Origin of the sequence: Commensalibacter intestini A911 (genome assembly GCF_000231445.1) — a bacterium.
Lineage (GTDB): Bacteria > Pseudomonadota > Alphaproteobacteria > Acetobacterales > Acetobacteraceae > Commensalibacter > Commensalibacter intestini.
In genome coordinates this window covers 74,713-94,304 of record NZ_AGFR01000007.1, presented here as the reverse complement: position 1 = coordinate 94,304, position 19,592 = coordinate 74,713, and the positions used below count along the sequence as shown (strand labels likewise).

17 protein-coding genes are annotated in these 19,592 nt (G+C 36.1%); 12 read left to right on the top strand and 5 right to left on the bottom strand.

Annotated features, from left to right (window positions below; translation table 11 throughout):
- The first annotated feature begins 3 nt into the window (after nucleotides 1-3).
- From cyoB to cyoD, 3 genes are read left to right on the top strand one after another with little or no spacing between them, the layout of a single operon-like run.
- A complete protein-coding gene (gene cyoB, locus CIN_RS05600) occupies nucleotides 4-1,992 on the top strand; it encodes a cytochrome o ubiquinol oxidase subunit I (protein ID WP_040364014.1) in 1,989 nt (662 codons plus the stop codon).
- Nucleotides 1,992-2,615 (top strand): cytochrome o ubiquinol oxidase subunit III, encoded by a 624-nt coding sequence (cyoC, locus tag CIN_RS05595; RefSeq protein ID WP_040364013.1) that lies wholly within the window; start codon nucleotides 1,992-1,994, stop codon nucleotides 2,613-2,615. Before cyoB ends, cyoC begins: the two co-directional genes overlap by 1 nt.
- Nucleotides 2,615-2,962, top strand: a complete 348-nt coding sequence (cyoD, locus tag CIN_RS05590; RefSeq protein WP_008854086.1) for a cytochrome o ubiquinol oxidase subunit IV — start codon at nucleotides 2,615-2,617, stop codon at nucleotides 2,960-2,962. Before cyoC ends, cyoD begins: the two co-directional genes overlap by 1 nt.
- Nucleotides 2,963-3,106: 144 nt before the next feature.
- On the opposite strand, the gene fdxA is transcribed toward cyoD, so the two are convergent.
- The 3 genes from fdxA to CIN_RS05575 form a co-directional block, all read right to left on the bottom strand.
- The gene (gene fdxA, locus CIN_RS05585) at nucleotides 3,107-3,439 is read right to left on the bottom strand and encodes a ferredoxin FdxA (protein ID WP_040364012.1); all 333 of its coding nucleotides are present in this window, start codon (nucleotides 3,437-3,439) and stop codon (nucleotides 3,107-3,109) included.
- A 143-nt stretch (nucleotides 3,440-3,582) separates the two neighbouring features.
- Nucleotides 3,583-3,873, bottom strand: coding sequence for an RNA-binding S4 domain-containing protein (locus CIN_RS05580; protein WP_139016955.1), 291 nt, complete (start codon nucleotides 3,871-3,873; stop codon nucleotides 3,583-3,585).
- The gene (locus CIN_RS05575) at nucleotides 3,866-6,406 is read right to left on the bottom strand and encodes a helicase-related protein (RefSeq protein ID WP_008854083.1); all 2,541 of its coding nucleotides are present in this window, start codon (nucleotides 6,404-6,406) and stop codon (nucleotides 3,866-3,868) included. The genes CIN_RS05580 and CIN_RS05575 overlap by 8 nt, the downstream gene beginning before the upstream one ends.
- Before the next feature lie 157 nt (nucleotides 6,407-6,563).
- On the opposite strand from CIN_RS05575, the gene CIN_RS05570 reads away from it, so the two are divergent.
- The 3 genes from CIN_RS05570 (at nucleotide 6,564) to CIN_RS11775 (ending at nucleotide 9,438) form a co-directional block, all read left to right on the top strand.
- Nucleotides 6,564-7,976, top strand: a complete 1,413-nt coding sequence (locus CIN_RS05570; RefSeq protein WP_008854082.1) for an amino acid permease — start codon at nucleotides 6,564-6,566, stop codon at nucleotides 7,974-7,976.
- A 265-nt stretch (nucleotides 7,977-8,241) separates the two neighbouring features.
- Nucleotides 8,242-8,619, top strand: coding sequence for a MarR family transcriptional regulator (locus CIN_RS05565; protein ID WP_008854081.1), 378 nt, complete (start codon nucleotides 8,242-8,244; stop codon nucleotides 8,617-8,619).
- Between the two features lie 198 nt (nucleotides 8,620-8,817).
- The gene (locus CIN_RS11775; RefSeq protein WP_008854080.1) at nucleotides 8,818-9,438 is read left to right on the top strand and encodes a hypothetical protein; all 621 of its coding nucleotides are present in this window, start codon (nucleotides 8,818-8,820) and stop codon (nucleotides 9,436-9,438) included.
- A gap of 50 nt (nucleotides 9,439-9,488) precedes the next feature.
- On the opposite strand, the gene CIN_RS05555 is transcribed toward CIN_RS11775, so the two are convergent.
- Nucleotides 9,489-10,526 carry a glycosyltransferase family 4 protein gene (locus CIN_RS05555; RefSeq protein WP_008854079.1) on the bottom strand — a complete coding sequence of 346 codons (1,038 nt, stop codon included), beginning with the start codon at nucleotides 10,524-10,526 and terminating at the stop codon, nucleotides 9,489-9,491.
- A gap of 62 nt (nucleotides 10,527-10,588) precedes the next feature.
- On the opposite strand from CIN_RS05555, the gene CIN_RS05550 reads away from it, so the two are divergent.
- The 4 genes from CIN_RS05550 to CIN_RS05535 all read left to right on the top strand — a co-directional run bounded on the left by CIN_RS05550 (nucleotide 10,589) and on the right by CIN_RS05535 (nucleotide 14,784).
- Nucleotides 10,589-12,556, top strand: coding sequence for a UDP-N-acetylglucosamine 4,6-dehydratase family protein (locus tag CIN_RS05550; RefSeq protein WP_139016953.1), 1,968 nt, complete (start codon nucleotides 10,589-10,591; stop codon nucleotides 12,554-12,556).
- Nucleotides 12,557-12,678: 122 nt separating this feature from the next.
- A complete protein-coding gene (locus tag CIN_RS05545) occupies nucleotides 12,679-13,062 on the top strand; it encodes a VOC family protein (RefSeq protein ID WP_008854077.1) in 384 nt (127 codons plus the stop codon).
- Nucleotides 13,063-13,135: 73 nt separating this feature from the next.
- The gene (locus CIN_RS05540) at nucleotides 13,136-14,263 is read left to right on the top strand and encodes a DegT/DnrJ/EryC1/StrS family aminotransferase (RefSeq protein ID WP_008854076.1); all 1,128 of its coding nucleotides are present in this window, start codon (nucleotides 13,136-13,138) and stop codon (nucleotides 14,261-14,263) included.
- 11 nt (nucleotides 14,264-14,274) lie between these two features.
- Complete coding sequence (locus tag CIN_RS05535; RefSeq protein WP_008854075.1) at nucleotides 14,275-14,784, top strand: hypothetical protein; 510 nt, start codon at nucleotides 14,275-14,277, stop codon at nucleotides 14,782-14,784.
- Nucleotides 14,785-14,841: 57 nt separating this feature from the next.
- Here CIN_RS05535 and CIN_RS05530 read toward each other — a convergent pair whose 3' ends face one another.
- Complete coding sequence (locus CIN_RS05530) at nucleotides 14,842-16,740, bottom strand: ABC-F family ATP-binding cassette domain-containing protein (protein ID WP_008854074.1); 1,899 nt, start codon at nucleotides 16,738-16,740, stop codon at nucleotides 14,842-14,844.
- A gap of 126 nt (nucleotides 16,741-16,866) precedes the next feature.
- Between CIN_RS05530 and ndk the strand changes: the two genes are divergently transcribed.
- Both ndk and CIN_RS05520 read left to right on the top strand, forming a co-directional pair.
- The gene (ndk, locus tag CIN_RS05525) at nucleotides 16,867-17,289 is read left to right on the top strand and encodes a nucleoside-diphosphate kinase (protein ID WP_008854073.1); all 423 of its coding nucleotides are present in this window, start codon (nucleotides 16,867-16,869) and stop codon (nucleotides 17,287-17,289) included.
- A gap of 240 nt (nucleotides 17,290-17,529) precedes the next feature.
- Nucleotides 17,530-19,518: a Hint domain-containing protein gene (locus tag CIN_RS05520; protein WP_008854072.1), complete on the top strand. Its 1,989-nt coding sequence runs from the start codon at nucleotides 17,530-17,532 to the stop codon at nucleotides 19,516-19,518.
- Nucleotides 19,519-19,592: the final 74 nt, after the last annotated feature.

The window sequence follows — 19,592 nt, the reverse complement described above, 5'->3', positions numbered from 1 at the left end:
AAGATGTTAGGAATTTTAACTCTTAAAGATATTCCGTATAATGTACCCATTTTGGTGGGAACATTTATCGGGGTAGCTATTATTGGATTAGCAGTTCTTGCTGCTATTACATATTATGGCAAATGGACAGTTTTGTTTAAAAACTGGCTTTTCTCTGTCGATCATAAACGTATCGGTATCATGTATATCGTTCTTGCGTTGGTGATGTTATTCCGTGGGTTCTGTGATGCGTTGATGATGCGTACACAACAAGCAATTGCTTTTGACAGCCCTGGCTACTTACCACCACACCATTATGACCAAATCTTTACAGCACACGGCACTATCATGATTTTCTTCATGGCGATGGCGTTTATGCAAGGTTTGTTCAACTTGATTGTGCCTTTACAAATTGGTGCACGTGACGTTGCTTTTCCATTCCTTAACTCTTTAAGTTTTTGGTTAACAACAGCTGGTGCAATTCTTGTAAACATTTCTTTGTTTATTGGTGAATTCTCAACTGCAGGTTGGTTAGCTTATCCTCCAGTATCTGAATTACAATTTAGTCCTGGTGTTGGTGTTGATTACTATATTTGGGCAGTTCAGATCTCTGGTATTGGTACAGTGTTAACCGCGGTTAACTTCTTGACCACAATTTGTAAAATGCGTGCTCCTGGCATGACATGGATGCGTATGCCTGTCTTTACTTGGACAGTGTTTGCATCATGTATTATGATTTTTACAACTTTCCCAGCTTTGACTGTTTCAATTGCAGAACTAACACTTGATCGTTATTTAGGCATGCACTTCTTTACCAATGATGGTGGTGGTAACGTAATGTTATACTTGAACCTGATTTGGGCATGGGGACATCCTGAGGTTTACATTCTTGTTATTCCTGCGTTTGGTTGTTTCTCTGAATTGGTTCCAGTATTTTGTAAAAAACCACTTTTTGGCTATGCCACAATGGTTTATGCAACCTTAACAATTACTGTTTTGTCATTGTTAGTATGGGTTCACCACTTCTTTACTATGGGTGCGGGTGCAAACGTTAATGCCTTCTTTGGTATTATGACGATGATCATCGCGATTCCAACTGGTGTTAAAATCTTTAACTGGTTATTCACAATGTACAGAGGTCGTATTGAATTTACGGCGCCTATGTATTGGACAATTGGTTTTATGATTGTGTTTGTTATTGGTGGTATGACTGGTGTTATGCTAGCAATTCCAGCAAGTGACTTCGTATTACATAACAGTGAATTCTTGATTGCCCACTTCCATAACACAATTATTGGTGGTGTGTATTTTGGTTATATTGCTGGTATGAATTTCTGGGCTCCAAAAGTAACTGGTTTCAAAATGAGCCAAGGACTTGGTAAAGCGGCATTCTGGTTCTGGTTCTTCGGTTTCTTCCTATCATTCGTACCTTTATATATTACAGGTTTCGATGGAATGATCCGTCGTTTGAATCACTATGACAATCCAGATTGGCATATTTGGTTGATTATTGCTTGTATTGGTGCATTCTGTATCCTTATCGGTGTTGTATGTCAGTTGTTACAATTATTCCTTGGTATTTGGAATATGGACAAACCTGGCCACAAAGACGTTACAGGTGATCTATGGGATGGTCGTACATTAGAATGGTCAACATCTTCACCAGCTCCTGTTTATAACTTTGCTCATATTCCTGTTGTTCAGGCTCGTGATGCTTTTGCTTATGACAAAGAACATGGTATTGATACTCGCCGTACATCTGAACCATATCAAGACATTATTATGCCAAAAAATACCTCTGCAGGTTTTTGGATTGGTATGTTAGCTTTGGTTCTAGGTTTTGGTGCTGTTTGGCATATCTGGTGGTTAGTTGTTGTTGCTGCTGTTATTATCTTATTAACAGCTGTAGGGTATAGCTTTAAGGAAGATAAAGAATTTGTCATTCCTGCTGCAGAAGTCGAACGTATTGAGAAAGAACATTCTCGTAATATTATGACACAGGTGGCTGAATAATGAGTGAAAATATTACAAGTACAGCAAATAGTGGTCATCACGAACACGAACATGAAAATCATTCAGCATTTGGTTTTTGGCTATACCTTATGTCTGACTGTATTCTCTTTGGATGTTTGTTTGCCAGTTATGCTGTTTTACATGGACAATTCTTTGGTGCACCAACATTTTCAGAGCTTCTTAAATCTGGAGATATTGAATTTAAAACGGTAGCTTATGAAACCGCTTTATTGTTGTTAAGTTCATTATCTTTTGGTTTTGCTATGTTGTCTGCACATAAAGGCAGCAAAGGCGGGACTTTGCTTTGGATGGTTGTGGCTGCAGTATTAGGTGCAGGATTTCTTGGTTTAGAAATTAAGGAATTTACGCATTTAATTGCTAAAGGTGCAACACCTGAATCTTGTGCACATTGGTCTGCGTTCTTTACCCTTGTTGGTACACATGGTTTGCATGTGACTTTAGGTTTAATTTGGATGATTGTTTTAATGGTTCAAGTTGCAACCAAAGGGGTTGGTTCTAAGATGATGCCACGCTTAACTTGTTTAAGCTTGTTCTGGCATTTCTTGGATATCGTCTGGATCTGTGTATTTAGTTTTGTTTATCTATTGAGTATGGTGCAATAATGGAAAATCAAGCTGTTTCTTCTCACGGAGAAGGTCATGGACACGGCTCTATAGTTTCTTATATTGTTGGGTTCATTCTATCTGTTATCTTAACGGTTGCATCATTTTGGTCTGTTTTAGGACATGCCTTATCATATAGTGCAACAATAATAGCACTTGGAGTGTTGGCTGTATTACAAATTTTTGTACAAGTCACATTCTTCTTACATGTTAGTGCTGCTCCAGAACAACGTACAGAAGTAGTTTCTTTCTTATTCTCTATATTTGTTGCTTTGGTGATCTGTTTTGGTACGTTATTCGTTATGTATAATGTTGGACATTTAATGATGTCCAGACCAACGATTTAATACTAAATATTATAGGGTGGTTTACATCACCCTATAATTTGGTTTTTACTTTTGATTATATTTTTAGTGAAAGCCAACCATAAAAAAAGCCCTTAACTTTATTATGAAGTTAAGGGCTTTTTTTATAAACTTTATAAAGAAAAATTAGTCTTTATGAGGTTCTTTTGAAAGCATAGCTTTTTTGTCTTCTTTACCGTTCCACTCGTCTGCATCTACAGGAGAGGTTCCTTTTCTTGTCATATTTGGCCATGATTTAGAAAGTTCGGTATTGATTTCTAACCAATCAGCTGAACGGTCATCACTGTCTGGGAAAATTGCTTCAGCAGGGCACTCTGGCTCACATACGCCGCAGTCAATACATTCTTCTGGGTTAATCACAAGGAAGTTTTCACCAGCATAGAAACAATCTACGGGGCAAACTTCGACACAATCCATATATTTGCAACGGATGCAGTTTTCCGTAACCACATAGGTCATTGCTTTCTCCGATTCATATCTGTTAAAGGGATTTATACCCTAGTCATAAAGAAATCCGTAGCACTCAGTGTTTATTTGAATGCTCTGTCATAGAGGTTTAGTAATTATTTAAAGCTATGACAAGAAAATATTTATAACCTTTATTACTTTGCTTCTGAATTTTCAAGAATTTCTTGATAAATCAGTGAGATATTTTTTGCGCCCATACGTTGTTTGGTTAAATTAAGGATTTTAATCACTCTGATTTGCTCATTCCAAGGAAAGGTTAAAACATCATTAACCTTAATGGTCTGTGCAGATTTTGTAATCGAACAAGAGTTAACCCGAATATATCCAAGTTTCGTAAATCTTGTGCTGATACTGCGTGTTTTATAGATTCTGGCATGCCACATCCAGAGATCTATTCGTTGCGTATGGCTATCATAATCAATCATGTCGGTTTTTATTATAGAATTTTTGTAAATCAGCAATAGAAATCGAAGGTGCTTTTTTCTTTGTTTGTAATTTGCTTTTATGTTTTTTAGCAACTTGGAATGGTGCTGTTCCAACAAGTAAAGGAGCAGGTGGGCCCATTCTTTTCTTCGAGGGGTGTTGTGGTTTCTGAGTAAAAAATCCAAGTGCTTTTAATAAATTAGGAATAGTCTCTGATATATAAGGCAAAGGGGTGACATCTTGTTTTTTAAAGGTGCTTGGATGCTCTTTAATTTTATTTCTTAAGTTTTTATTTATTTTTTCAGCAACATCTAAACGGATATATTGATTACTTGCTTTTATCCATCCAAGAAATTGGTAGAAATCATCATCGATATGATCATCTTTTGTATTGATATGGATTAGATGAGGTAAAGGGATCATTTCAGCTTGGATAGAATGATGGAACAAATGATATAATAAAGCTCTGAATTTAACTTTTTTCTCTTTAAAGAGGTCTTTTAAATAAAATGCGTACTCACCCTGAATGATTCCGTATTTGTATAAGGTATTTTTGCTTGTTTTGGGTAAGTGTGTTTGATGATTTCTCCATAAAATCCCACCATTTTCATAAATTTGGTGGATTAATCCCCGTAATATAGGAGAAAGCTTATCATTATTATGCGCTTTGAGTAGGTTGGAACACAAATGTTCTACTTGTGTTGATAGATATTCTTGTAAGCGTTTAAGAAGAATATTTTTTATTTCATTATCAAGGAATTCATTATCCAATAGAGTAATTTGAGGATGTAATAAATCATATCCCTTTTTTAATCGAGCAATAGGGGTGTTTTCCCATAGAATATTGCCTGTTTTTAGATCGATTTGAAAATCCTGTTCTGTAGCATGCTTAAATTTATGGATTTGTTGAGGGATTAATAGGCGAATATTTTTTCGAATACTGCGAAGGGCCAGTTTATAATCTTCTTGAGGGATCGATTCTTGCAACTCAATCGTGAAACCTTTGAAAGAACCAATGGCCTGACCTTCGATTAAAATCGTTCCTGATGTTGTAATAGAGGTCAGTAAATTATCTTTTCCTTGATTCTTAAGGTTGCGTAGCAAAGAGGTTGCTCTTTGGTTGACAAAACGACTCATTAACGCGGTATGTAATGCATCAGAAAGACTGTCTTCGACTTCTCTGGCTTGTGCTTGCCAATAGATTGCATTTTCTAACCATTGATTTTTGGCAGCGAGATAAGAGCAAATACGAATACCAGAGAGCCTTTGCATTAAGGTATCAATATCTCCATGAGGATGATTTAATTGCTCTATTTGCTGGTGCATCCATGTTTCAGGGATATGTCCTTGTTTTAATAAGAATAAAAAAGTTTTTTTACAAATTCTGGCATGATTATCATTTCCTAATTTTTTAAAATCAGGAATCTGACAATTTTCCCACAATAATTGTGTGTTTTGAACATTAGTACATGCGGCCATTACCTCTGGGTCTTGGATAAGATAAATCAAGGTTTGTAGGTCTGCAGTATGCTGGCTGGTAATTAATGTTTTTAGGGGGGGCGCTTTACTCAAGGATGCAAGTAATTTGGATGGGTTAGAGAAATCTGGTGTATGATTCCTCCAAAAGAGCTGTTTTAAAGAATCAAAATGATGATTTTCAACAGCATTGACATTTTTCTCTGACATACTAGAGCAATTTGCTGTGGTGCCGAACGTTCCATCTTGCATTCCTCTGCCAGCACGTCCTGCAATTTGAGCAATTTCAGAAGGGTATAGATTGCGTAATTGGCGTCCGTCATATTTTGATAAGCTTGCAAATGCGACGTGGTTGACATTCATATTAAGTCCCATGCCGATGGCATCGGTAGCCACTAAATAATCAACTTCTTTATTTTGGTAAAGTTCCATTTGAGCATTGCGCGTTCGAGGGGATAATCTTCCCATCACGATGGCACAGCCTCCATGTCGTCTTTTAATGAATTCAGCAATGGCATATACTTCATTAGCAGAGAAAGCGACAATTGCGGAGCGTGGAGGCAGTTTGGTAAACTTATCAAAACCCGTATAGGTTAAGTTAGAAAGGCGAGGGCGCGAATCAATCTCAATATTAGGAATGAGTTGCTTTAAAATAGGAGTAATTGTATCTGCACCCAGAAACATTGTTTCAATATTGCCTCTGCAATGCAGTAATCTATCCGTAAAAATATGGCCACGATCTGGATCAGCACAAAGTTGAATTTCATCAATTGCGACAAAATCAACAGGAATATGTGTTGGCATAGCTTCCACAGTGCAAGAAAACCATTTTGCTTTTGGAGGGATGATTTTTTCTTCACCTGTAATGAGCGCGACGTGTTGTTCTCCTTTAATCAAGACCATTCTGTCATAGTTTTCTTTTGCAAGTAGGCGTAGAGGAAAACCAATTGTTCCAGAAGTATGCGCCATCATTCGCTCAAGAGCTAAATGAGTCTTTCCTGTATTGGTGGGGCCAAGAATTGCTTTAATCAATTGCGTGGAGGTCTGTAAAGGCGCCATAAAAAACACTTTATTTTAATGTAGATAAAAATACTATTCTATAAGGAAAAGAAATGGCATAACTAAATTCGCTTTAAGAGTCTATATATCATAGATGGCTCTTATTTAATAATTTAGGTGTTACGACTATAATTAATAGGGTGATAAAGGCTTTTATATGGATCAGGATCAAAACGATAGTTTGCAACGGAATTTAAGCAATCGTCATATACAATTAATTGCAATTGGAGGGTGTATTGGAACAGGTCTTTTCTTAGGATCTGGGAGTACTATTCAACTTGCAGGACCTTCAATTGTTTTTATTTATATGTTGATTGGTATTGTCGTTTTCTTGGTTATGCGAGCGTTAGGGGAACTTTTACTCTCTAATTTAAATTATAAATCTTTCGTTGATTTTGTCAGTGAACTACTGGGCCCTTATGCAGGATTTCTGTTGGGATGGTCTTATTGGTTATGTTGGGTTGTTGTTGGAATCGCGGATTTAGTCGCGATTGCCGGATATACGAATATGTTTTTTCCTAATTTACCATCTTGGGTGCCAGCGTTAGTATGTATTCTTTTATTTTATACATTAAATAGTCTCACGGTGAAGTTATTTGGTGAAATGGAATTTTGGTTTGCAATTATTAAAGTAGTTGCTGTTTGTATTTTGATTATTGTTGGCGGTACATTTATTGCAGTCTCTTTTAAAGCACCAACAGGGGAAGTTGCCTCTCTAAGCAATGTATTAAATGGGGGAGATTTATTCCCAAATGGATTTAGAGGGTTCTTAGCAGGATTTCAAAGTGCGACTTTTGCCTTTATTGGGGTAGAGTTAATAGGAACAGTTGCAGCAGAATCAAAGGATCCTTTTAAGAATTTACCTAAAGCGATTAATAATATCCCCTTACGAATTATTATGTTTTATGTGTTGGCTGTTTTGGTGATTATGGCGGTTATTCCTTGGCATAGTATTGATCCCAATAAAAGCCCATTTATTGTTTTATTTTTGTTTGCAGGTTTGCCAGCTGCAGCTGCAGTTGTTTATGTCGTTGTTATGACTTCAGCGGCGTCTTCAACAAATAGTGGTATTTTTTCAAGTAGCCGTATGTTGTACGGGTTAGCATCCTTAAATAAAGCACCTCGTTTCTTTACAAATTTATCAAAATCAGCAGTTCCTGTGAACGGACTACTTTTTTCTTGTATTTGTTTGCTATCAGCAGTTGTTTTATTAGCTATTGGAAATAAAAGTATTATTGATACCTTTACACTGGTTGCATCTGTAGCAACAATTATTACTTTATTTACATGGTCTTTGATTGTATTATCTTATATTCGTTATCGCAAAAAATATCCAGAGCGTCATCAAGCATCTTTATTTAAAATGCCAGGTGGTATTTTTACGTGCTGGATTTGTATTATTTTTGTGATTTTAACGATTTTAACATTAACGTTACAATCCAATACCCGTATCGGTTTATATTTAGGAGCGATATGGTTTGCTTCATTGAGTGTCGGTTATTTGTTGATTCCTCAAGAGGTTAAAAAGGATTGGAAAGTATTACTGGACCAAGCTATAAATAAAAATTAAGATTATTTTCGTAATAATTACGAAGAGGTAAGAATTATTTTAATAAAACTTACCTTTATATTTCAAAATTTATTAAAAAATTAATAAAACTTAAAAAATTATATTCCAATATTTGTACAAAACATTTAGAGTATTTATAATGTATGTAATTATGTTTTAAAAATTGTGATGTAACAAACATTATTTTGATCATAATCTTGATTTTTGTACTGAGAGTACTCACTTCTTGAGTATACAGAAATAATCTTGATACAGTTTTGATAAAATGAATGGTTTAAATAATATGAATAATGAAAATTTCTCTTCTGAACGCCAAATTGTTATCTTAAAAGAAACAATTACTACAATGGTTCGGCAAGAAGCTCCTGATTTGTCAGCACGTCAGTTGGCTGTTTTTTTGATTTGCTACCTAAATGATACAGTTCAAACGGTGAGAGGGCTTGCTGCTAATTTGCATGTATCTAAACCTGCAATTACACGTGCTCTTGATCGTTTAGAAGAACTAGGTTTTCTTTCAAGAAAAACAGATCCTATGGATCGTCGCTCAGTTTTAGTTCAACGTACGGATGCTGGTGCTGAATATCTTGCAAATATTCAATCCATTATGGGTAATGCTTCTGTAGATAACGCTAAAATACACTAAGCACATTTAATTTTAGATATAAAATAAAAAAATTTTCAATACGAATTAAACTTAATTTTAACATTAAGTTAATTATAGAACAATATTGTTTTACACTTGTAGAATAATATTGTTTTTTTTTAAGCTCTTGAATTATTCAAATATTTATTGTTAAATAAATCTAAGAATATAGTTTAAAATTATTTTGAGAGTTTTATTATGAAAAAAATTTCTTTATTATTAGCAGCAACATTTATTAGTGCACCTTTAGCATTAAGCAATCAATCTTTTGCTGCACCTGAGCATAAAGCTGTTAATCATCCTGCAGCAACATCAAATAAAGCATCAGGAACGGTGTATATGACTTTCCATTCTGCTGATGTTGGTGTTGGTTACACTTGGGGTGATGGTATTTTAAAGTATCACGGTAAAAGTTATAAGTTCACGATTAAAGGTGGAGATATCGTTGCTGTTGGTTTCTCTAAATCTCAAGCATCTGGTCATGTATATGATTTGAAAAATCTTTATGATTTTGCCGGAAACTATGCTGCAGCTAGTGGTGAAGCAACTGCAGGCGTTGGTGTTGGTGCTGCAAGTCTAAAGAATAGTAAAAATGTTTCAATTAGCATTGATACTAAAACAATGGGTGGTCGTTTAGCAGGGGCACCAGGTGGTTTTTCTATTAAATTTGCAGATGCTAAATTACAAAAAGCTGTAGAAGCTCGTGATAACGCTGTAAAAGCACAAGGAAAAGCTGTAAAAGCAAAAAAATCTGCAAAATCTGCAAATGAAACAACAGAAGATTTGAATGAACAACAATTAAATAAATTAAAGAAATAGTATTCGATAGTTTTTAATTGTAAGTTATAAGAAATGGTAGGTTGTAAGACCTACCATTTTTTTATGTTACATTGGCTTGTTTTATAAAGAATAAAAATAGTCCAAAGAATTTGTGGTAGAATAAGTAAACTATAAGCACAGATTGTATTTTGTAATGTTGTTAATGGGATAAATAAAATTAGTAAGCCACCCCATGTACAAAATCCCCATTCAATTAAAGTCACAATAGCGGGATTAATTTGGCAACGATGTGCCATTTGATATAAATGGCTGCGATGTGCTTGTAAGAGTGCTTGTTTTTCTCTTGCTCGTCTAATTAAAGTAAACGTAACATCGTAAATAATACCAAATAATAAGAAAAATATTAATATTGATCCTGTTGGTATATTGTTTATGCTGATATGATTAATATCGTTTAATGGGGTTATTGCAAGTGTTGCCAAGAGTAGACCACAAGCTTGACTACCAACGTCCCCCATAAAAATCTCTGCTTTTGGATAGTTAAATGGTAAGAAACCTAGTAATCCACAAAGTAAAGCTAGTGCAATCAGGCCGAATTCAATTTGTTGTGTTTGATAATAAAAGAACGCACAGCAAATTGTTGCAACTCCAGCAGCTAATCCATTTAATCCATCCATAAAATTAAATGCATTCGTAATATAAACCAACCAAATAATGAAAACAGGTAGTAACAAAAAATGCGTTTGTTGTAATAAAGAGAGAGAAGGGATAATCAATGTAACAATTATTGCGCATATAATTTGTGCGGCAAGTTTTATAAAAGCAGACCATTGTTTTACGTCATCTAGCCATGAAATAATGGACAGAAATGCAACGGTTCCCAATAAAGCAATAATAGAGAAAAGATAGGGTTGATGTAGTAATGGAAAAATTATTATACTGCCTATGAAAAATGCAGTAATAACGCCAACGCCACCACCTTTAGGGGTCGGTTTAGTATGAGAACTGCGTTCGACAGGATTATCCATTACTCCAATACGAGCCATTGTCTTCACAATAATAGCCGATAAAAGAGTAGTTCCGATAAGCCAAGCTAAAAATAATAGATGAAATGAGAAAGTGGTCATTGTTTTTTTTATAAATAAATGATAAGAGTGGATGACGTATTATAGGCTATAAAGATGGAACGATGACATTGCAACAGTCTAATTTATCCGAGACAACAAAGCAAACAAAGAGATATAATCGAATTGTGGTTAATATTCTCATGGATGCAATATTAGCAGCGATTGCAGCGCCCTTGGCTCGTTGGTTGTCTGATCCTCAAGGGGGATTGTTACATCCGTTATGGTTCTTGACCAGTGGTGTGCTAACATTATTGGTTAGTGGTTTGCCTTTTCATATTCCACAACAATATTGGCGCTTTTCTGGAATTGCTGATTTATTAAATATTGCTGCTGCTTCTGTTGCAAGTTCTGTGTTATTTACTTGTCTTTTATATTTTACAGGTTTTTCCTCTCCATCGATTACATTCCCAATTATTTATGCGCTTGTATTGCTAGTTTTGATGGGAGGAGGGCGCGTAGGTTATCGTTTATGCACTTCTGAAAATATTAAGCTTAATCGTAACAAAAAACAAAAGATATTATTGCTTGGTAGTGATGAAGATATTGACCTGTTTATTCGTGCAACCAAAAGAGATGTGCAAAATTCGTTACGCGTTGTTGGTTTAATTTCTTTTCGTCAAAGTCGTAAAGGGCATCGCATTCATAATGCGCCAATCTTTGGAGATTTAGAAGCGTTACCTGAAGCTTTAGCAACATTAAATCAGCAAAAGAAATTGCCTTCTACGTTGGTAATTACAGGTGGAGAGCTAAGGGGACCTCAATTACGTCAATTATTGTCGATTGCTGAAGAGTGGAAAATTCAAGTTCAAAGAACGCCAAGCCTTACGAATCTTGCACCTGCAAGTAATGTTGAATTACAACCAATAGCATTAGAAGAATTATTAAATAGACCTCAGATTCCTTTAGATCAAGAGGGTATGGAGTTCATGATTCGAGATCGTGTGGTTGTTGTGACTGGTGCAGGGGGAAGTATTGGCTCTGAGTTAGTGAGACAAATTGCACGCCTTTCTCCAAAGCTGTTGATCTTATTGGATCATAGTGAATATGCGTTATGGAGAATTAATGTTGAGCTAACAGAGTGGAAGCTACAAGGTGAACGTAAACTTGTTTTAGCGAATATTCGTGATGAAGCTAGAATACAAGCGGTGTTTCAACATTATAAACCAGAAATAGTGTTTCATGCAGCAGCATTAAAGCATGTTCCAATGATTGAAAATAATCCGATTGAAGGATTTTTAACGAATATTATTGGGACGCGTATTATTGCTAAGGCTGCTGCAGAGGCAGGTGTTAAAGCACTGATTATGATCTCTACGGATAAAGCTGTTAATCCATCTAGTTTAATGGGAACATCGAAACGCATTGCTGAAATGTATTGTCAGGCTTTGGATATGGCTATTCATCATGAGCCTGAGCAAATACAAAAAATCGTTAATATTCCTCAAAATAGTATGATGCGATGTGTTACGGTACGTTTTGGAAATGTTTTGGGATCGACAGGATCAGTTGTTCCATTATTTAGAAGACAATTACGTCATGGTGGCCCATTAACAGTCACTGACCCTGAAATGAAACGTTACTTTATGACTGTGCCAGAGGCTGTTGGTTTAGTATTGCAGGCGAGTGTTCGTGCTACGGTTTATAAAGGTGGGGATGCCGCGACTGATCAGATGTTAAGAAACGGTGGGATTTTTGTTTTAGATATGGGCGAGCCTGTTAAAATATTAGATTTAGCCCGTCAGTTAATTCGTTTGGCAGGGTTAAAACCTGATGAGGATATTCAAATTGAATTTACAGGGTTAAGACCTGGTGAAAAATTATTTGAAGAGTTGTTTCATGGTCGTGAAGCTCCTATGCCGACGGATCATGCTGGACTAATGATGGCAACACCTCGAACTGTTAATTTGCAAGAGGTTAATGATTTAATTGATCAAATTGCCGAGGCTTGTCAGCAAGAAAATATAGAGAAAGCGCTTGCTATTGTTCACCAATTAGTGCCAGAATTCCAACATAAGTTAAATGCAAATTAAAAGGAATAAAGTTTGCTTTTGAGGATTTAATATTTACTGATACAGTTCTTTAATCAAAGATAATGCTTGATGATAACTTTATAGCTCAAACATTGTCATCAAATATAAAAAAGGAGGATTAAATGTTATTTAGTCATGTGACTGTTGGAAGCAATAATATCGATAAGTCCAAGATTTTCTATGATGCATTATTTGATGTGATGGGTGTGAAGGGGCCAAAAAATAGTCAAAAAGGCCTTTTGATGTATGCCAAAGATAATCAGTTTCTTTTAGTGATGACACCTATTGATGGCAAGCCAGCAACCTTTGCAAATGGTGGAACGATTGGTTTTGCTTTAGATTCTGCTGAAGCGGTCAAAGCATGGCACCAGGCTGGTGTAGAACATGGAGGTAAATCTATTGAAGATCCTCCAGGTGTGCGTGATAACGGTGGGGTTAAAATGTATTTAGCATATTTACGTGATCCTGATGGAAATAAACTTTGTGGTTATTATTTAGTAGGTTAATTGAATAGGCTATATTTTGAATGGCTTTATATTAAAAAATAAAGCCAAAAAATTTATTTAAAAAAAGAGAACAATGATGAGTAATCCAATCTTCTTTCTTGATTTAAAAAAACAACAACAACGTTTGGGTGATGCGGTTAAGAAGCGTGTTGATCATGTATTATCTCATTGTCAGTTTATTTTAGGGCCAGAGGTTCAAGAGTTAGAAGAGCGATTAGCTTTATATGTTGGGGCAAAATTCTGTATTGGCGTTTCATCTGGAACAGATGCGATACAAATTGCGTTAATGGCTGAAAATGTTGGTTCTGGAGATGCTGTTTTCCTTCCTGCATTTACGTATACTGCAACAGCAGAAGTTCCTTTGGTATTGGGGGCAACGCCTGTTTTTGTGGATATTGATCCAGAAACCTTTCAAATTGATCCAACGCATTTAAAACTATGTATTCAAAAAGTTCGTAATGAAGGAAAGTTAACCCCAAAAGCAATTATTGGTGTTGATCTTTTTGGTCAACCAGCGCCATGGGATGTATTGCGTAAAATTGCTAAACAAGAACGTATGTTCTTATTAGATGACTGTGCACAATCTTTTGGGGGTGTTTATCAAGGCCATAAATTAGGGAATGAAGCTGATGCGACGGTGACTTCATTCTTTCCATCAAAACCTTTTGGTGGTTATGGTGATGGGGGAGCGATTTTTACTAATGATGAGGAAAAAGCCGAGTTATATCGTTCATTAAGAAGCCACGGGGAAGGTAAAACACGTTATCAAGTGATGAGAACGGGAATGAATGGCCGTTTAGATACCTTACAAGCTGCTATTTTATTGGCTAAATTAGATTATTTTGATGGTGAAATTGCACGACGTGAAGAAATTGCATGTTTATATGACGAGCATCTTGCATCTCTTGTGCATGTGCCAGTCAGAGTGCCACAAAGTCAAAGTGCATGGGCGATTTATTCTATTTTGCTGGAAAATGAGCAAATGCGTGCAAAATTACAAAACAAATTGAAAGAGGATAATATTCCATCAGCAATTTATTATCCTTTGCCTTTGCATCTACAACCTGCTTATTGTAATTCTCATGATGGTAGTGTATTGCCAGTTTCAGAAAAAATATCTAAACAGATATTTGCATTGCCAATTCATCCAGAACTGACGGATGAAGAGGTTTTAAGAATTATTGATGTGATCAAAGGATAAAGGCTTTTTCGATGCGTAAACAAAATATTATTTTAACGTCAGTTTTAGCCTTTTGCGTTTTGGTTGTCTTGGGCGTGTGGTTAATGGTTCGTAAAGAACTAGTCCCCGTTGCATTTTCACCAGTCGTAAATGCAGAGTTGGTTGTTGGGCCGTTGCATAAAAAACGTGCTTTAACGCCACAAGAATTGAAAGTTGTTCAAGACTGGATTAACAAGAATGAAAAAGGGTGGGGACCGTTGCATCGTAATCCGCCTTCTACTGGCGATGTAGAAATCCATTTCAATCAAAATGTAGATTTAAAAGATTATGCGGATAAACCACAAAATCAAAGACCTTATCCTTTTACATTAGTTTTATGGTTGGGGATTAGTCAGGCAGATTGGAACAATAAAGTTTTTTATGAAGTCTCTAATGGAAGTGTTGGTAATAAAGTATATCTTAAGAGCTGCACAGATGAAGAATTTGAAGCATTAAGAAAATTAGTCGATCAATATGACTATCAAAGAACTGTGTTTCCATAAGATAAACTGAATATAGATTTTTAAAGGGCCGTAAGGGCCCTTTTTTTATAATTTTGTTTATGAATTATCTGCTTCAGCCTCTTCTAATTCACTATGAAGCTCTAACCATGTTTCTTCTGCTTCTTCTTGTTTTTTTTGAAAGTCAGATAGTTTGATTTGAATAGCCTTCATTTCTTCTGGCTTGGCAGAGCTATAAAAATTAGTGTCAGCCAGTTTCTCTTCTAGTTTAAGAATTTCGCTGGCACATTTGCTCATTATTTTTTCTGCATCTTTAATTTTATTGCGCAAAGGTTGGAGTAACTTGCGTTTTTCAGCTCTTTCTTTACGTGCTTCCTTTTGAGAGCTTGTTGTAGAAGTATTTTCTGCCTTAGATTGTTGATTGGCTTCTTTGCGTTGATCGTCTAACCATTGACGATATTCTTTGATATCGCCATCAAACGGCGCAACTGTGCCATTATTAACCAGCCATAAACGATCAGCAACTAATTCGATTAATCGTGCATCATGGGAAATCAAAATAACGGCGCCATTAAAGGCAGATAATGCGTGAACGAGGGATTCTTTGGCATCCAGGTCCAAATGGTTCGTTGGTTCATCTAAGAGTAAAATATTTGGGTTGTGACGTGTGGCCAAAGCCAAGACTAATCGCGCTTTTTCACCACCAGATAAAGAGTTTACTTTGGTATCAACACGATCAGCATCCAGACCAAATCTTGCGAGTTGGCTACGCAATTCTGTCTGTGTTGATTTTGGCAAAGCCGTTTGCATATGTTCTAATGGTGTATGCTCGGGAACAAGGTCTTCTAGCTGATGTTGAGCAAAATACCCAACAGATAGTTTAGGATTATTATGAATAGTGCCACTAAAAGGTTCTAACCGCCCAGCAATCAGCTTAATAAATGTTGATTTACCATTCCCATTGGCACCCAGTAATGCAATCCGATCATCGGGATCAATTCGTAAGGAGATACCAGATAAAATGGTGCGGTCTCCGTAACCAGCATTGACTTGTTGTAAGGTAATTAATGGTGGTGGTAGTTCAATGGGTTGTGGAAATTCAAAATGAACTGATGTTTCTTCGACAATTGCTTGCAAAGGAGGAAGTTTTTCCAGCGCTTTTAGGCGTGCTTGGGCTTGACGTGCTTTTGTTGCTTTTGCTCTGAAACGGTCAACGAAAGACTGCATATGCGCACGTTTTGCAGCAATTTTTTCAACTTCTCTGTTTTGCTGTAACGCTTTTTCATTTTTTATACGGATAAATTCTTCATATCCACCGACAGTTAATGAGAGCTTACGTTGATTAAGATGCGCTATGGCGTTCACGGATTGGTCAAGGAGGTTGCGATCATGACTAACAATTAACGCGCTGCCAGAGAAGCACTCTAACCAAGATTCAAGCCATAAAGTGGCCTCTAAATCCAAATGGTTCGTTGGCTCATCTAAGAGTAAAAGGTCTGGGTTTAAAAATAATGTGCTGGCTAAGGCAACACGCATACGCCATCCACCAGAAAAGTCAGATACAGGACGTTTTTGATTCTCTTCACTGAACCCTAAACCCGCTAGAATGATTGCTGCTCGGGCAGGGGCGCTGTCAGCATTAATCGCGATAAGGCGTTCATGCACTTCGGCCAATCGATATCCATCTTGGATGGTTTCAGCCTCATGCAACAGAGTCGCACGTTCTTGGTCTGCAGCGAGGACGGTATCAATTAAAGAGAGCGGGCCAGAAGGGGCTTCTTGTTTTACACGAGCCATTCTGATTCGGTTAGGGATCAAGATTTCGCCATCATCAATGGGAATATCACCAGCAATGGCGGCTAATAGTGTTGATTTACCAGCACCATTTCGTCCGACGAGACCTACTTTTTGGCCATTTTCAATGGTTAAAGAGGCATTTTCTAAGAGAGGACGACCGAAAATTCTTAAGGTCAGATTATTGATAACCAGAGTGCTCACAACATTGCTCGTGTAAAATAGTGTAAAAAATGATCGACAAAATAATAAAATTTCTTTTATTTACCAATAACGCTCTTCATTTACAAAGAATGATTCGCTTTTTATAGTAACTAAGGAAAATATATCATGGCTATTCAAAGAACTTTATCAATTTTAAAACCAGATGCAACCCGTCGTAACTTAACTGGCAAAATTAATGCATTAATCGAAGGCACAGGTCTTAAAATTGTTGGTCAAAAACGTTTGCAATTGACAAAAGCACAAGCAGAAGGATTTTATGCAGTTCATAAAGAACGTCCTTTCTTCGGTGAACTTGTATCTTTCATGATCAGTGGTCCAGTGGTTGTGCAAGTATTAGAAGGCGAAGACGCAGTTGCTAAAAACCGTGAAATCATGGGTGCAACCAATCCTAAAGACGCAGCAGCACATACTATCCGTGCACAATTTGCTGAATCAATCGAAGCAAACTCTGTTCATGGTTCTGATTCTGCTGAAAACGCAGCAAATGAAATCAAATTCTTCTTTGCTGAAATTGAAATTAACGCTTAATTTATTTTAAAGATTTAATTTTGAGATGCAAAAGGGCTGGGAGGAAACTTTCAGTCCTTTTTTGTTGTTAAGATATAATTATAAAAATAATTTTATAGTCCCAAGGTAAACTTTAGTTATCTGTTACTATATGAGTAAAGGTAATTATTTTGTGATATTTGATAAAATTACTGCTCGTATAACATTAAGTAGGTTTAATATTTAGCATATATAAATGTAAGGCGAGGAGTAGATAAAGTTATGAAAGAAGTAAACGGAGTAAGTTCTGTGGTGCAATATGCGCCAGATGGTCAAATGATTATCGGAAATAGTCAGATACAAACTGTAGCAGAAACTTCAACTATTATTGATGATGGTGAAAAGCAAAGTGTTTCAATAGGACAAGTGGTTAGTAATGTTATTATTAATAGTGGTGGAACTCAGTACGTATTGGAGCTTGGATTTGCTTCTGATGTAACAATTAATAGCGGTGGTGTTCAGTATATATATGGAGACCCTTCTACTGATAAGAGAGGTGTAGTTAGTCATGTAACTATTTATAGTGGAGGAACACAATATGTTAGTGGAGGTTCTGTTACCAGTGCGGTATTAGATGGGGGCATACAATATGTTACTTATGGTGGAAGTTCTGTCTCTGCAATTGTTAATAGTGGTGCGACGCTAGAAGGTGTTGATAATAATTGGGGTGCAATCATTCAAGATGCAACGATTAATAGTGGTGCAACATTGATAACCAATGGTGTGGATTTAGAGGGAGTGACTACCTTAAATGAAGGTGCAACTATTAACCTAGGGAATCAATTTTCAGGAAGTGGCTCTATCAATTTAGTAGGAAATGGTGATCATAATATTATTGTAAAGTCAGACGGTTTGTCCCAAACCTATTCTATTCCTATTGAAGGATTTAAAGGAGATGGAGAGACAGGATCTGATCGTATTTTATTGCAAGGTGTTACATCTAGTAATCTTGTAGGCGTTGAATATGTAGATGCTAATAATAATCCTAGCGATAATTATGTTACTTTTCAAATTAAAGATACTGTTACTGGCTTAGCATCTGGTCTGACTTTTAATATTATAGGTGTGAAACAAACAGGAATTAGTATTGGTGAGGCAAGTGATGGTTCTGTGCTTGCAATAGCTAATAGTGATAATGCTTCGATTCCGTGTTTTCTGCCAGGTTCGATGATTAAGACCCCAAATGGAGAAATTCCAATTGAACAGTTGTCGATTGGAGATTTTGTTTGTACACATGACTGGATACATAAAAAAGAAGTTATTTGTGCAGTTAAATGGGTAGGATATAAAAGTGCTACTGTTAGACCAGATCTTTATGACGATGAAGCAGGGTATCCTATAAGAATTTCTAAAGGTGCGATTATTGAGGGTATTCCTTATAAAGATTTACTTGTTACATCAGAGCATTGTTTATTTTTTAATGGTAAATTTATTCCTGTTCGTATGTTGGTAAATGGTGCCAGTATTCGTTACGATTACTCCATTACCAGTTACGATTATTATCATATTGAGACAGAAGAGCATTCTGTAATTTGGGCAAATGGTATGTTAACAGAAAGCTATTTAGATACAGGGCATCGAAATAGCTTTAAACAGCATGGTCATATAGCTTATTTCGACAGAAAATCTAGACTCAAAAATTGGAAAAATGATGCAATTGCACCTTTAGTGGTGGAACGTTCATTTGCTGAGCCTGTTTATTCGTATTTTTTACAACGTGCGTTAGATATGGGTTTTGTAGTTTCTAAAGCACAAGAATTAACAAATGATTCTAATTTTCATCTTTGTACAGATCAAGGCGATGTTATTTACCCACAATTTGATGGAGAAGATAAATATATCTTTGTATTATCAGAAAATATTAGCACAGTGTATTTGTGCTCAAGAGTGGCGCGTCCTTGTGACGTTATAGGGCCATTTGTTAATGATCGTCGTCAGTTAGGTGTCTTGGTTGGAAATGTTACTGTATTATCCTTTGATGAAGATAATAATATAACGCCATATACTATTAAAACTCATTTAGAAGATAAAGATCTTGTTGGATGGGATGTCTTAGAGAAAGATCCTTGTCGTTGGACAAACGGTTATGCGAAACTAGATCTTTCTGAAAGTGTTAAGCAAAAAAGAGCTTTAATTATACAAATACAATTCTCTTACCCTTATTTTAAGAGTGAAGAAAATAATATAAAAGTAGTTAAAAACATTGCTTAAAGTCGTCTACACATCATTGGTGACCTCGCTAAAAGTTGTAAAGGTTAAATTTTAGCGAGATAAAATTAAGATGA

Bases quoted from the DNA above. Each gene is read 5' to 3' on its own strand.
- CIN_RS11775 (WP_008854080.1), top strand. From the start codon at position 8,818: ATGAAAAAAATTTCTTTATTATTAGCAGCAACATTTATTAGTGCACCT.
- cyoB (WP_040364014.1), top strand. From the start codon at position 4: ATGTTAGGAATTTTAACTCTTAAAGATATTCCGTATAATGTACCCATT.
- CIN_RS05550 (WP_139016953.1), top strand. From the start codon at position 10,589: ATGACATTGCAACAGTCTAATTTATCCGAGACAACAAAGCAAACAAAG.
- CIN_RS05535 (WP_008854075.1), top strand. From the start codon at position 14,275: ATGCGTAAACAAAATATTATTTTAACGTCAGTTTTAGCCTTTTGCGTT.
- CIN_RS05580 (WP_139016955.1), bottom strand. From the start codon at position 3,873: ATGATTGATTATGATAGCCATACGCAACGAATAGATCTCTGGATGTGG.
- fdxA (WP_040364012.1), bottom strand. From the start codon at position 3,439: ATGACCTATGTGGTTACGGAAAACTGCATCCGTTGCAAATATATGGAT.
- CIN_RS05555 (WP_008854079.1), bottom strand. From the start codon at position 10,526: ATGACCACTTTCTCATTTCATCTATTATTTTTAGCTTGGCTTATCGGA.
- CIN_RS05570 (WP_008854082.1), top strand. From the start codon at position 6,564: ATGGATCAGGATCAAAACGATAGTTTGCAACGGAATTTAAGCAATCGT.
- CIN_RS05520 (WP_008854072.1), top strand. From the start codon at position 17,530: ATGAAAGAAGTAAACGGAGTAAGTTCTGTGGTGCAATATGCGCCAGAT.
- CIN_RS05540 (WP_008854076.1), top strand. From the start codon at position 13,136: ATGATGAGTAATCCAATCTTCTTTCTTGATTTAAAAAAACAACAACAA.
- cyoD (WP_008854086.1), top strand. From the start codon at position 2,615: ATGGAAAATCAAGCTGTTTCTTCTCACGGAGAAGGTCATGGACACGGC.
- ndk (WP_008854073.1), top strand. From the start codon at position 16,867: ATGGCTATTCAAAGAACTTTATCAATTTTAAAACCAGATGCAACCCGT.
- cyoC (WP_040364013.1), top strand. From the start codon at position 1,992: ATGAGTGAAAATATTACAAGTACAGCAAATAGTGGTCATCACGAACAC.
- CIN_RS05575 (WP_008854083.1), bottom strand. From the start codon at position 6,406: ATGGCGCCTTTACAGACCTCCACGCAATTGATTAAAGCAATTCTTGGC.
- CIN_RS05565 (WP_008854081.1), top strand. From the start codon at position 8,242: ATGAATGGTTTAAATAATATGAATAATGAAAATTTCTCTTCTGAACGC.
- CIN_RS05545 (WP_008854077.1), top strand. From the start codon at position 12,679: ATGTTATTTAGTCATGTGACTGTTGGAAGCAATAATATCGATAAGTCC.